At 40.3% G+C, this 13,016-nt stretch carries 13 protein-coding genes and 1 pseudogene; 2 read left to right on the forward strand and 12 right to left on the reverse strand.

The genetic code is table 11. The features are described 5' to 3' along the window. Positions 1 to 35 precede the first annotated feature (35 nt). Positions 36 to 944, forward strand: coding sequence for an ATP-binding cassette domain-containing protein (locus B7692_RS00920; protein WP_084929648.1), 909 nt, complete (start codon positions 36 to 38; stop codon positions 942 to 944). Positions 945 to 954: 10 nt separating this feature from the next. Beyond that, the gene (locus tag B7692_RS00925) at positions 955 to 1,707 is read left to right on the forward strand and encodes an ABC-2 family transporter permease (protein WP_084929649.1); all 753 of its coding nucleotides are present in this window, start codon (positions 955 to 957) and stop codon (positions 1,705 to 1,707) included. Positions 1,708 to 1,747: 40 nt separating this feature from the next. On the opposite strand, the gene B7692_RS00930 is transcribed toward B7692_RS00925, so the two are convergent. From B7692_RS00930 to B7692_RS00985, 12 genes and pseudogenes are all read right to left on the reverse strand, one after another. After that, the gene (locus B7692_RS00930; protein WP_084929650.1) at positions 1,748 to 2,626 is read right to left on the reverse strand and encodes a sensor histidine kinase; all 879 of its coding nucleotides are present in this window, start codon (positions 2,624 to 2,626) and stop codon (positions 1,748 to 1,750) included. Then, positions 2,623 to 3,324, reverse strand: a complete 702-nt coding sequence (locus tag B7692_RS00935) for a response regulator transcription factor (protein WP_084929651.1) — start codon at positions 3,322 to 3,324, stop codon at positions 2,623 to 2,625. The genes B7692_RS00930 and B7692_RS00935 overlap by 4 nt, the downstream gene beginning before the upstream one ends. Before the next feature lie 190 nt (positions 3,325 to 3,514). After that, positions 3,515 to 4,390: an N-carbamoylputrescine amidase gene (gene aguB / locus B7692_RS00940; protein WP_084929652.1), complete on the reverse strand. Its 876-nt coding sequence runs from the start codon at positions 4,388 to 4,390 to the stop codon at positions 3,515 to 3,517. Positions 4,391 to 4,399: 9 nt separating this feature from the next. Then, complete coding sequence (gene aguA, locus B7692_RS00945; RefSeq protein ID WP_084929653.1) at positions 4,400 to 5,485, reverse strand: agmatine deiminase; 1,086 nt, start codon at positions 5,483 to 5,485, stop codon at positions 4,400 to 4,402. Continuing rightward, the gene (gene nspC, locus B7692_RS00950; RefSeq protein WP_084929654.1) at positions 5,482 to 6,609 is read right to left on the reverse strand and encodes a carboxynorspermidine decarboxylase; all 1,128 of its coding nucleotides are present in this window, start codon (positions 6,607 to 6,609) and stop codon (positions 5,482 to 5,484) included. Before nspC ends, aguA begins: the two co-directional genes overlap by 4 nt. Next, positions 6,609 to 7,868 carry a saccharopine dehydrogenase family protein gene (locus B7692_RS00955; RefSeq protein ID WP_084929655.1) on the reverse strand — a complete coding sequence of 420 codons (1,260 nt, stop codon included), beginning with the start codon at positions 7,866 to 7,868 and terminating at the stop codon, positions 6,609 to 6,611. The genes nspC and B7692_RS00955 overlap by 1 nt, the downstream gene beginning before the upstream one ends. Continuing rightward, positions 7,865 to 8,725 carry a polyamine aminopropyltransferase gene (speE, locus tag B7692_RS00960; RefSeq protein ID WP_084924426.1) on the reverse strand — a complete coding sequence of 287 codons (861 nt, stop codon included), beginning with the start codon at positions 8,723 to 8,725 and terminating at the stop codon, positions 7,865 to 7,867. The genes B7692_RS00955 and speE overlap by 4 nt, the downstream gene beginning before the upstream one ends. After that, entirely contained in the window at positions 8,726 to 10,186 is a 1,461-nt protein-coding gene (locus tag B7692_RS00965; protein ID WP_084924424.1) for an aminotransferase class I/II-fold pyridoxal phosphate-dependent enzyme, read from the reverse strand. It lies immediately after the preceding gene. Positions 10,187 to 10,756: 570 nt separating this feature from the next. Then, a pseudogene (locus B7692_RS00970) lies at positions 10,757 to 10,855 on the reverse strand (type II toxin-antitoxin system death-on-curing family toxin); the annotation flags it as partial. 18 nt (positions 10,856 to 10,873) lie between these two features. Continuing rightward, positions 10,874 to 11,590, reverse strand: coding sequence for an alpha/beta hydrolase (locus B7692_RS00975; RefSeq protein WP_084924422.1), 717 nt, complete (start codon positions 11,588 to 11,590; stop codon positions 10,874 to 10,876). A gap of 3 nt (positions 11,591 to 11,593) precedes the next feature. Continuing rightward, a complete protein-coding gene (locus B7692_RS00980) occupies positions 11,594 to 11,905 on the reverse strand; it encodes a hypothetical protein (RefSeq protein ID WP_045611677.1) in 312 nt (103 codons plus the stop codon). A 183-nt stretch (positions 11,906 to 12,088) separates the two neighbouring features. After that, complete coding sequence (locus B7692_RS00985) at positions 12,089 to 12,961, reverse strand: DUF4300 family protein (RefSeq protein ID WP_084924421.1); 873 nt, start codon at positions 12,959 to 12,961, stop codon at positions 12,089 to 12,091. Between the last annotated feature and the right edge of the window lie 55 nt (positions 12,962 to 13,016).

Consider the following 13,016-nt stretch of genomic DNA (forward strand, 5'->3'; position numbering starts at 1 on the left):
CTAAAGTTATCAAAATAAATCAAAAGGAGAGAATCATGAAAACAGTACTCGACATTCATGGATTGTCCAAAAACTTTGCCAAACAAGCTATTCTTCAGGATCTTCATCTAACGATAAGAGAGGGAGATATTTATGGACTTATCGGAAAAAACGGAGCTGGGAAAACCACCTTGATAAAAATCATTACGCAACTACTGTTTGCGGATAAAGGAACTGTTTCCCTCTTCTCTAGCCAAACGGAAAATGAGTGGACCAAGGCTCTATCTCGAGTAGGTTCTGTTATCGAATCACCCGTAGCTCATAATCACTTAACAGCCTACCAAAATCTGAAATATTATTGTATGATTCGTCATATTCCAAATGCTGATATAGTCATTCGAGAAACCCTGGATTATGTAGGTTTGCCAGATACAGGTAAGAAAGTCTTTCGTGATTTCTCGCTAGGAATGAAACAAAGACTTGGTATTGCCATTGCCCTCCTATCCAAACCAGACTTCCTAATCCTAGATGAACCTATCAACGGTCTCGACCCAATAGGTATCAAAGAATTTCGACTAATGATTCAACGGCTCAATCAAGAAAAAGGAATAACCATTCTCATCTCTAGCCATATCTTGTCAGAACTCTATCTCGTAGCAAATCGTTTTGGTATTTTAGATCAAGGTAAGATTATCCGTGAAATCAGTAAAGCTGAATTTGAAACACTAAGTGAGGATTATATTGTCCTTAAGACAGCTGATCAAGAGAAAGCTTGTCAAGTATTGAAAGAACAAATCCAGCTCCAGTTCAAGGTTGTTAATCCTGAAAACGAAATTCACATCTTTGGTCAGGAACAAGATGTCAAACAGATTCTCAAGGAATTAACCTTGGCAGATGTTGACATTGACGAGATTTACTACGCCCGTCAAAACCTAGAAGAATACTTCACTCAATTGGTCGAATAGGAGGAAAATCATGATACATACCATTCAAGCAGACTTTTACCGTCTTTTCCGTTCCAAAGGTTTTTGGATTACAGAGGTCATTCTCTTTGCTCTCATGCTAATGGGTGCCACTATCGGGGCTACAGGCCATCTGATGGCAATCCAGACAGAAGAACCAGAAATTCCAACCCATGGTTGGGACGGTATTCAAGCTCTTATCAATGCGTCTAGCAATGATTCAAACCTTGTTTTTCTCTGCATTATTCTAACATGTTTAGTTCTTGGGGTCGATCTAATCGGCAAGCTTTATAAAAATAGTTTGACAGTTGGCGTTTCTCGTACAGAGTTTTTCTTCGCTAAATCCTTTGTTCTAGCAAGTATCGCTCTCTTACAACTCATCGCCAGCCTTGTGATTGCTTTTGTTCCCTCAACTCTACTAAACGGACTTGGTACGATACCTGATGGTTTTGTTACTAATCTCCTCTCAATGATTTTCCTTCAATTTCTCTGCCTTCTCGCTTGGCTTTCGATTATTTCCTTTATTCTCTACCTGACTCATTCTTATCTTGCCGTATTTATTGGTTATCTGATTAGCTCTATCATCCTTTCTATGCCAATGATCATTTTTCCAAATATCAAATATTTACCATATTTGTCCTTGCATTTTTCCTATGCTATGACTGCTAATAGTGAATCCATTTTCTATACCCTTATAGTTACCTTAGCTGTTATTGTAATCTTTAATCTAAGTGGACTGGCAGTTTTCAAAAAGAAAAGCCTATAAAAAATGACCTCCTCTAGCCTACAGAGGAGGTTTCTTTTTGTTAAAAATAAATGAAAACCGACAACCATTTCCCATCTGTGCTTAGTTTCATCTCTGTACCGAGAAGATGACATAATTCCTCAGTGATATAAAGGCCTAAACCAGAGGATTCTTCCGTGTCTGATAGATTTTCAGAATAAAAACGATTACTGAGATTTTCTATTCTTTTGATGGGCTGTTTAACAAGGTTTGCAATCTCTAAGACAAGCTGTTCCTTTTCCTTTCTCAAAGATAGACGTGCTTCTTCCTTGCCATGTTTGAGGACATTTCCAAGCAGATTTTGTAAAATTCGATCCAGTAAATCTTCATCAGTCCTCATTTTTAAACCAGCTTCAACTTTAAAATCAAGCGTGATATTTGTCGCCTGAAAAACATCATAAAAAGCCAGAGTCTTTTTGGTGATAAAAGCTGAAAGATCCACTTCTTCCAGTTTTGGTTTGACAGCTCCTTCCATCAAACGACGGTATTCTAGGAGAGCCTCCAAACGTTTGGAAACTAAATCAAGATGCTGGGATATTTTTTGTAAGGTTTCTGCTTTGTTTTCAGGAGATTTTATCAATTGTTGGGTGTAGCCTGAAGCGATAGTCAGAGGTGTCCGAATATCATGGGCAATATTGCTGATGGCCATATCCAGAGTCTGCTTTTCCCTTTTCATAACCAATCGAGATTGTTCTACTTCCTGAAATAGATTCTCAATCTGCTGGTAGAGATGTAAAAAATGTTTGGAAAAAATGCTGACTCCGACTCTTTTTATACTACCTGTGAGAATCTTGTCTTCAATCTGTTGACTCAAGTTTTTAAGTGCTAGATGGTAGCGAATCAATGCAATCGATAAAATAATTAGGAGTACCAGTAGGACAACGATTATCATGTAGGTCATTGCTTATCTCCTTTTAATCTTACCCCAACTCCCCAAATGGTTTCAATATATTCTTGATTTGGGTCAAGCTGGTTTAATTTTTTACGAAGATTACTCAAATGCGTATTGAGAGTGTTATCTCCAGGTAGGTAGTTCTCCTCCCAGACAAATTCATAAAGTTCTTCCTTGGTAAAAATTTTCTTAGGGTGTTTAAGGAGAGTTTGGAGAATCAAGCATTCTTTCTTAGCAAGACGAATCGTTTCCTGACTATTTTTGATTTCAAAACTTTCGGCATCAAACTGGATATTTTTCAATTTTTGTGGCAGATTTTCAGTTTTTTCTATTTCCATAGGCTGTTTTTCTACGCTTTGACGTAATTGAACAGTAACTCTGGCAAAGACTTCGTCCAAATCAAAAGGCTTGACTATGTAATCATTGGCACCGTCTAAGAGGTATTGACTGATTAGCTTCTTATCGCTCAAAGCCGTTAGCATAATGACTGGAATTTGACTTTGTTCCCTTATGGCTTTTAAAACCTGATCCCCATTTTTCCCAGGAAGCATGATATCTAGCAAAACGAGGTCAATCCCACCTTGGTCAAAACGCATGATTCCTTCTGTACCAGAAAAGGCTTGAACCACCTCATGCTCCTCAGTAAGAAGTGTTCGTAAAATCTCTTGAATGTCACTATTGTCTTCAATAACCAATATCCTAGCCATAAACACCAACCTTTCTGCAACTATTATAGCATTTTTATTGATAAAGCTTAAACAGAAAAAGCTCCTCGCATAAAAGTGCGAGAAAGCCTTAGAGGGTTAAAATATAAAATCCACTTACTAGATAACATTGTATCCTTATAGTTGCTAGTGAAAACGAGTCTAGCAGAATGAATCTCTCATTTCTCTCCTACTAGTCCGTAATACGTTGATACATTTCTGGTCTTCTATCTCGAAACAAGCCCCAGTTTAGGCGTTCGCTTGCTCCCTTATCTAGGTCATAAGTAGCTAACAGAACAGCTTCAGCTTGTCTTTCAGCTTGCTCTAGAATAGCTCCTGTTTCATCCGTCATAAAGGATGAACCGTAGAAGTCAAGACTGGAACTCTGTCCACCATTTTCCTCACTTGGAGTGACTTCTTCCAAACCATGGCGATTGGCTGCAATAACTGGGACAATATTTGCTGCTGCGTGCCCTTGCATGGTACGTTGCCAATGACCGCAACTATCTGTATCCAAAATCGGCTCTGAACCGATGGCTGTAGGATAAAAGAGCAATTCAGCACCATTTAACGCGAGACAGCGCGCTGTTTCAGGGAACCATTGATCCCAACAGATACCAATACCAATCTTGGCATAGCGAGTATCCCAGACCTTGAAACCTGTGTTGCCAGGTGTGAAATAAAATTTTTCTTGATAATAATGGTCATCTGGTATGTGGGATTTCCGATAAACGCCCAGCACTTCCCCATCTGCATCAATGATAGCAATTGAGTTATACAAGACATTGCCATCTTTTTCATAGAAACTGATCGGTAAAACGACTTCTAGTTCCTTAGCAAGCTCCTTAAAATGCTGAATAGCTGTATTGTCTGTCACCGACTGGGCATGCTGGTAGTAGTCATACTGACGTTCCTGACAGAAATAGGGACGTTCAAACAACTCGGGCAAGAGAATGATTTGTGCGCCTTGTTCTGCAGCCTGACGTACTAAACGCTCCGCTGTTTGAATATTTGTTGCCACATCCTTAGCGCATTGCATTTGAATGGCTGCAACTCTTACATTTCTCATCTTTTTCTCCTATTCTGGGATTTGTTGGGTGATACAGTGGATATTGCCACCGCCTAAGAGAATATCTCTAGCTGGTATTCCGACAACTTTACGGTCTGGAAAACACTTGCTGAGGATATCTAAGGCCACTTGGTCGTTTACATCCTCAAACTGTGGAACCAAGACAGCCTTGTTGGCAATATAGAAATTGACATAGGAAGCAGCAAGCCTTTCACCTGCGTATCGCTCTTCTTCTCCTTCTTCATAGATGTAGCCTGACAAATCCTCTTCTGTCACAACTTGACGAACTGCAGGGATAGGCAATTTATAAATGGTGAAGTGACGACCTTTTGCATCTGTTTCTTGCTCTAAGAGTTCGAGATCTGCTTTTGACATGGCATGCTGAGGATCACTTTTATCGTCCGTCCAAGCCAAGACAAGCTCAGCAGGACCAACGAAGGCAGCAACATTGTCAATGTGTTCATTGGTTTCATCCTGATAAATACCATAAGGAAGCCAGATGACTTTTTCAGCTCCAAGGCACTCTAATAAGGTATTCTCGATTTCCTCTTTAGTCAGGTTAGGATTGCGACCAGGACTAAGCAAGCAACTTTCAGTCACAAGAATGGTTCCTTGACCATCGCTATGAATGGCTCCGCCTTCAAGGACGAAAGGCTTAGCATTATAAACAGGCATTTCCAAGGCCTCAGCAAAATGACTGGCTACTTGATCATCATCTTCATAGTCTTGGTAGAGACCATCTACAGCTCCACCCCAAGCATTGAAAGACCAGTCTACTGCCAACTTTTCCCTTTTATCATTAAGGAGAATGGTTGGGCCAGTATCACGCGCCCAGGCATCATTGGTGGGAATGTCTAAATAAACAACGCTATCTCCAAGGTAGTCTTGGGCTTCAGATAGATAATCTTGCTCCACCAAAAGATAGACTCTCTCCCCTTCTGCTATGCTTTTGATAATCTGGCTAAAAGCCTTTTTAGCTGCCTTACCTTGATAAGGCCAAGATCCTGGTCTTGTTGGCCAGATCATCAAGGTTCCGTGATGGGGTTCGTACTCTGCTGGCATGCGATAGCCTAATTTTTTTGGACTGTCCATCATGATAATCTCCCTTTAAAATCTTGATAGCCGAAGGCTTTGACTAAGCTGCAGTCTCCCTGTTCGTCCATGAGGTAGAGACTGGGCAATCCAATACCATTAAAGGTATTATTTTTAACAAATGAGTAAATAGCCATATCTTCAAAATAAAGTCTATCACCGATTTGGACTGGATTTTCAAAGCTATAATCACCAATCACATCGCCCGTCAGACAGGTATTAGAAGAAAGTCTGTAAGTATGGGCTTTTTCCTGTGCCTCAAAGCCATTTCTCAAAGGTGGACGATAGGGCATCTCAAGTACATCAGGCATATGGCAGGTCGCAGAGGCATCTAAAACCAAGATTTCCATACCGTTTTCGACAATATCCAATACTTCAGTTGCTAGATAACCAGCATTGAGCGCAATGGCTTCACCCGGCTCGATATAAACTTCAAGATTGTAAGTTTCTCGGATACGCTTGATCTCAGAAATCAGCAAATCTACATCATAGTCCTCTCTTGTGATGTGATGACCACCACCCATATTGAGCCATTTGACCTGATGCAAATACGGTCCAAATTGCGCTTCTACTGCTTTCAAAGTTGTCTGTAAATCATCTGCTCCCTGCTCACAAAGGGTGTGAAAATGAAGACCATCCACCAAATCTAGTAAATCACTCGGAATCCTGTCTAGAGTGACTCCAAAACGAGAGCCTGGAGCACAAGGGTCATAAAGCGCGTGGTCACCTTGCGTTGAACATTGAGGGTTTATGCGCAAACCAACACTGATACCAGCATCTCGACAACGAGGCCCATGTTTACGCAACTGTCTCTCTGAGTTAAAGACGATATGGTCCGTTATCTTTAGCAATTCCTCCAAGTCTGCATCCTTGAAAGCAGGCGCAAATACATGGACTTCCCCAGAGAATTCTTCCCTAGCTAGCTTAGCTTCATAGAGTCCACTGGCTGTCGTACCTGATAGATACTGGCTAATCAAGGGATAGGTTTTGTAGAGGGAATATGCCTTCTGGGCAAGCAAAACCTTGCAACCAGCTTCTTCTTGAACATATTGTAGAATGTGGCAGTTGGCTTCTAACTTTGCCAAGTCAATGACGTAAGCTGGAGTTGGTACTTGTTCTAACTTCATCAGTCCACCATTTGTGGATTTTCAACCACAACCCATGGCAAACCGTATTTATTCAAAGCTTCCATGAATGGATCTGGATCTAACTCCTCAAGGTTGTAAACTCCAGCTTGTTTCCAAGTACCGTTCATAACTAATTTTGTCCCAATCATGGCTGGAACACCTGTTGTGTAAGAAATGGCTTGTGAACCAACTTCTGCGTAACATTCTTGATGGTCGCAAACATTGTAGATGTAGATGGTCTTCTCAACGCCATCTTTGACACCAGTAAAGATACAGCCGATATTGGTTTTTCCAACTGTACGTGGGCCAAGGCTAGCAGGATCTGGAAGCAAGGATTTTAAGAATTGAATCGGAACGATGTCTTGTCCATTGAAGTTAATGGTATCCGTACGAAGGAGCCCAACATTTTCAAGACATTTCATGTGCGTTAGATAAGATTGACCAAAAGTCATAAAGAAACGAATCCGTTTGACACCTGGAATGTTCTTGGCCAATGATTCAATTTCTTCATGGTGGAGAAGATACATGTCTTTTTGTCCAACCTGAGGGAAATCGTACTCACGCTTGATAGACATAGCTTCGACTTCGACCCATTTTCCATCTTCCCAGTAAGAACCTGGCGCAGAAACCTCGCGTAGATTGATTTCTGGGTTGAAGTTGGTCGCAAATGGATAACCGTGGTCACCACCATTACAGTCTAAAATGTCGATATAATGGATTTCATCAAAATAGTGTTTGAGGGCATAAGCTGAAAAGACACTGGTCACACCTGGGTCAAAACCAGAACCAAGAAGAGCAGTCAAGCCTGCTTCTTTGAATTTCTCCTGATAAGCCCACTGCCATGAGTAGTCAAAGTAGGCTGTAAAACCAAGTTCCTTGCAACGTTTCTCATAGATAGCACGCCACTCAGGATCTTCAGTATCCTCTGCCTCGTAGTTAGCTGTGTCGATATAGTGGACTCCAGTTGCCAAACAAGCATCCATGATGGTTAAATCTTGATAAGGCAGAGCTACGTTCAAAACTGCTTCTGGCTTGTAGCTTTCAATCAGGGCAATCACTTCTTCTACCTTGTCAGCATCAAGAGCAGCTGTCTCAATCTTTGTACTTGTTTTGCCTTCCAGTTTAGCCTTCAAGTCATCACATTTTGACTTAGTACGGCTAGCAATCATAATCTCTGTAAAGGTTTCGCTATCCTGACAAATCTTTGAAATAGCAACTTGGGCAACGCCCCCACATCCAATAACTAGTAAACGACTCATTTTTTTCCTTCCTCTTCTTCTAAAATGTCCTCAACATACTTGGGCAACATAAAGGCTCCCACGTGTAAGTTTGCAGTGTAGTATTCTGTGAAAAGCTGGCGTTTTTTCCAGCCTTCCTTGTCAAAATCTTTGACAGGGTGGTATTTTTTCGAAGCAAATCCAAACAACCAATAGCCCGCTGGACTGGTTGGGATATGGGCCTGATAAACCCGACTGATTGGAAAGGCTTGATTGACTTTGCGGTGCATGCTTCGACAAGCTGACTCATCTTCGTCAAAGAAAGGACTCCCATGCTGGTAGATCATGATACCATCTTCCTTTAGAGCTCGATAACTGTTTCCGTAAAATTCCTTGGTAAAGAGCCCTTCCGTATGTCCAAAGGGATCTGTCGCATCGTTGATGATAATATCGTAATCATCTTCGCAGTTTCGCAAAAAGCGTATCCCATTTTGGTAGTAAATGGTAACACGAGGATCATCTAGCCCCGCAGCAAAATCTGGAAAATACTCACGACAGACTTCAACCAACATCTCATCTGGTTCCACAATATCGATTTGTTCAAGCTCAGGATAGAGAGTTAATACTTGGGCAACACCGCCGTCGCCACCCCCAATAACCAAGACTTTCTTTGGATTGGGATGCACAGCCATGGGAACGTGGACGGTCATTTCATTGTAGACAAAATCATCCGCATCTGAAAACAAGACATGCCCATTTAAAATCAGTATTTTCCCAAAAGCTGGCGTATCCAAGACTTCGATATCCTGCCATTCACTTTTACCAGCGTAGAGTTGCTTGGCTGTTCTCAGGGACAATTTGACATCTGGAGTATGAACTTCAGAAAACCATAAATCCATCTAGTTCTCCTTTCTCTTAATGACGTTGATGTGATTGACCTCAGGATCTTCCGTCCCTTGGAGGGAGCAACCACGTTCCTTGGCAAATTGGATATAATCGACCATTTCTCGTGTAATGCGTTCTCCAGGAGCCAAGATAGGGATTCCTGGAGGGTAACACATAACAAATTCTCCACAGACTTGTCCAACAGATTCGTCTAAAGACAAACTTCTTCTCTCTGAATAGAAGGCTTCCTGAGGAGAAAGGACCAACTCTGGCTGAATATATTCTCCAGCTATCAAGTCCTTCCCATCTCGTGAATAGAGTCTCTTGATATCAGCAAGAGCACCAACCAAGCGCTCGATGTCTTGAATACGGTCACCGATTGAAATATAAGCCAAGATATTGCCAATATCACCAAACTCAATCTGAATGTCGTATTCATCGCGTAGGAGGTCATAAACCTCGATACCTGTTAAGCCAATACCCTGAGTGTAAACTGACAGCTTGGTTACATCAAAATCACAGACCGACACTCCGTCTATTAACTCTTTTGAATAGGCATAGTAGCCACCGATGGCATTGATTTCACGACGAGCATACTCTGATAACTCAATGACATTCTCAAACGACTCTTTACCACGAAGAGCCAAGTTGCGACGCGAAATATCCAAACTAGCCATCAACAAGTAAGAGGCAGATGTAGACTGGGTCAGGTTGATAATCTGACGAACGTACTCAGGATTCATCTGCTCCCCGATAAGAAGGATGGAGCTCTGGGTCAAACTCCCACCAGACTTATGCATAGAAACCGCCGCCATATCCGCTCCAGCGTCCATAGCAGATAATGGCAATTTATCTGTAAAATGCAAATGCGCTCCATGGGCTTCATCCACTAAAACAAGCATGCCAGCTTCGTGAGCCATTTCCGTCAAACCCTTGAGGTCTGAACAAATCCCATAGTAAGTTGGATTGTTAATGAGGATAGCCTTGGCATCCGGATGTTCCTTGATTGCTTGGGCAACACGGTCATTTTCAAGTCCTAAAGCGATGCCGATTTTAGGATCTACACTCATCTCGATATAGATAGGAATGGCGCCACATAGAACCAGCGCATTGATAGCAGATTTGTGGACATTACGTGGCAGAATAATCTTATCTCCTGCCTTACAAGTCGAAAGAATCATGGTTTGAACTGATGAGGTTGTACCGCCAATCATGAGAAAGGCATGCGCCGCTCCAAAAGCATCCGCTGCCAACTCCTCTGCATCCCGAATAATCGAAATGGGATGACCAAGATTATCCAAGGGTTTCATAGAATTGACATCAATGCCAACACATTTTTCTCCCAACAATTCAACAAGTTCTGGATTTCCCCGTCCGCGTTTGTGACCTGGTACATCAAAGGGAACAATCCGTTTCTTTCTTAGCTTTATCAGACCTTCATAAATAGGGGCCTGATTTTGATCTAACTTCTTCAAGACATACTCCTTTACCGTATTTTTAGTTCCTCAAAATAATGAGGGCGACCAAAGGTTGACTTATGAAAAAAGAGCAGGTTTTCACCTGCTCTGCAATCTTCTGACGTGTTTATTTTGGTTTCTGTTGAGTATGTCTGTTCCCGATGTTTCCTAACTCTCTAGTAGCAAATATTACGTACTTTATTGATCGTTTCACAAGATGACGTGTGCTTTCACCACACTAAAATTTATGAATTAGGACAAGCGTCCTAACATCAACTTATAAAAGTAGGCTTTTAACCCTATCAATAATGTGGCTTTTAAACCACGCTTCGGCATTCAACCCTGCCTGTCCGTAGGCATTTTTTACTCGGGTTTATATTTGCTAGAAAACATCATCTCATTTTCTAAGCTTTATTAATATAACATACTTCTAACACTCTGTAAAGTACTTTTTTGAAAAAATATCTATTTTTGTTCGGAAAAATAATATTTTATATAGATTTGTATAAGTTGTATAATGTGAAAGCGAATATAAAAAGAACTAGTCCACTAGTTCTTTTAAATGTATCTTAACGAATCTTGTGCTTATTTAATGGTAACAGAAAAACGATAGCCATTTAATTGTATAAATTTCACCAAAACGAATAAAGCAGTTCGTTTATTAGCATTGGCAAAAACATGCTTTTTTCAAGCAATACAAGTAGCTCATTGAGAATAAGAGAGCCACTCATTAATCATACTAGCGATTTCTTTGGGTACTTCAGTGTAAAGCTCATGACCAAAGTTCTCTAGAAAAATAGTATCAAAATAGTCTGGCAATTCTTTTAGGGTTTCCTCTCTCCATGTAGCTCCATTAGAATAGCGAGGACTGATAAACAAAGTATCTCCCACTTCTCTCTTAAAAGCTTGTATTTTCCTCCGTAGGCTGAGTATCGCTTCTATATTTTCATAATTTATAGATAACTCATATCTATTATACTCAGAATTCCAGTGATAGGACTGTCTTACGGCTTTCTCGATATTTTCTGACCAATGCTTTGCTTCGGATTTTTCTTTAGAAATAAGAAGATTTAAGTCCGAAACGACTTGAGATTCAATATAGTTTTTAGTTTCCTCTAACTCTGTATCTAAAGGTAAAATCTTATCTAAATCTAGATAGCCACCATCCAAAAGAATCAGTTTTGTCACTTCATAAAATTCCGATGCAAGATAACGCGCCAAATCTCCTCCAAGAGAATGACCTATCAGACATATAGATTCTTCCTCTACAATCTCATTTTTAAACCATGATTTCAATTCTGTTTCATCTCGAAGATGCTTTTCATATGGATTTAGAAAATAAATCTGCGAATCTAGTTCTTGAAGAAAATCCTTGCTATGATAGAAATTGCTTCCCAGACCTCCAATAAAATATTTTTTCATTCTCTACTTAATACTATGCTTATTCATCTTTTGTTCAAAGATAGTCGTGATAATTTGCTGCAATTCTTCGCGTTCTTTTTCTGGAATTTCACCACTTGTTTGAGCTGCTGCGTAGAGCTCAGGGTGTTCAATAGAAATTCGTTTGATCGTACGTGTCGTAGCATGTTTTCTGACGAAAAATGGGATTCTCTTAATCAAGTCTTGTGGTACTAGTGCAAGAATCTTCTCAGCAGTTTCCTTGTCACTAATCTTAGACGTCGTCAGCCCCTTCTTAATCATTTCCTGTTCTTTTTCTGTAAAATCTTTTAATTCCATTCAATTAGTCCTCCTATTTTCACTAAGTTAAATTATATACCAATCCAAATAAAACTACAAATGGACTGTTTGGAAATACGAGCAATACTTTAAAGAGTGGTTTCTGGCTATTAACGATTGAAATAACCCACCAACTCATCAAAAATATAAATGTCCTAGGATTACTGTCATATCTTACCACTATTAAAGCTTAACCCACTTATCATTATCCATGATGAAAGGTTTAGCCAGTCCGTCACCTGTGTAATCTGCATACTTGGTTCCTAAATACTTGTAGCAATCTTCCTTACTGGCAAATTTAATCGCTTGGTAGGGCTCTTCGAAAGTCAATTTCTCTACAAATAAGAAGCCATCATCAGCAGGCACTAAGACCCCAACGTGGCCTACAAACAGATACTCACCATCCAGATTGTCGTGTAAGACTACAGATAGCATTCGAGCTTTATCGTTAAATTGAAACTGGGAGAAGAATGTTTCCATCTTTTCAGCGTGGACCTTGACATCTGTAGTTGCTTCAGTTGGAACTCTCGAAAATAGAATATCAAATTCTTCCTTATCTTGGGAATCAAAGACCTTTCCCTTATCAATCGCATCGTTATCTAGGAAAAGCAATTGGTCATTTTTTTCAAGTTTTGGAATGGTGACTGAATTTTTCAAAAGACAATAACTATTGATACGACAGTTTGTACCAACGAAATCGCCCTTCTTTTGATTCCAAAGGTTGCTAATTTTCTCAACATCGTATTCGGTGTGAGTAAAGGAAGTGAAATCTCCTGATAGGCCTGTCGAGCCGACAATAGTATTATAATCATTTACAAGATTAAAAAAGGCATCAACACTATTTGGATCCAAGTGAGCTGATAAGAGAGATTTGACCTCTTCTGTACTTACCTGATTGTTTAGGTTGGTGTATGAAGCTTTCCATGGAACTTTCGCTGAACTGGTTTGCCTTTGATTCGTCCCTTCAAAAGTAGTATTTTGTTGTTGACAAGCAGCCAAGCCTAAAAACAAGAAGGAACATATTCCTAATGTGGCTAACTTTCTTGATACCTTCATCTCTTTCTCCTTTGACAGGTGTAGTCACTAGCCTTATTATACTACATAAGTTGAG

The sequence above is a fragment of the Streptococcus mitis genome (assembly GCF_002096925.1).
GTDB classification, from domain to species: Bacteria; Bacillota; Bacilli; order Lactobacillales; family Streptococcaceae; genus Streptococcus; species Streptococcus mitis_AF.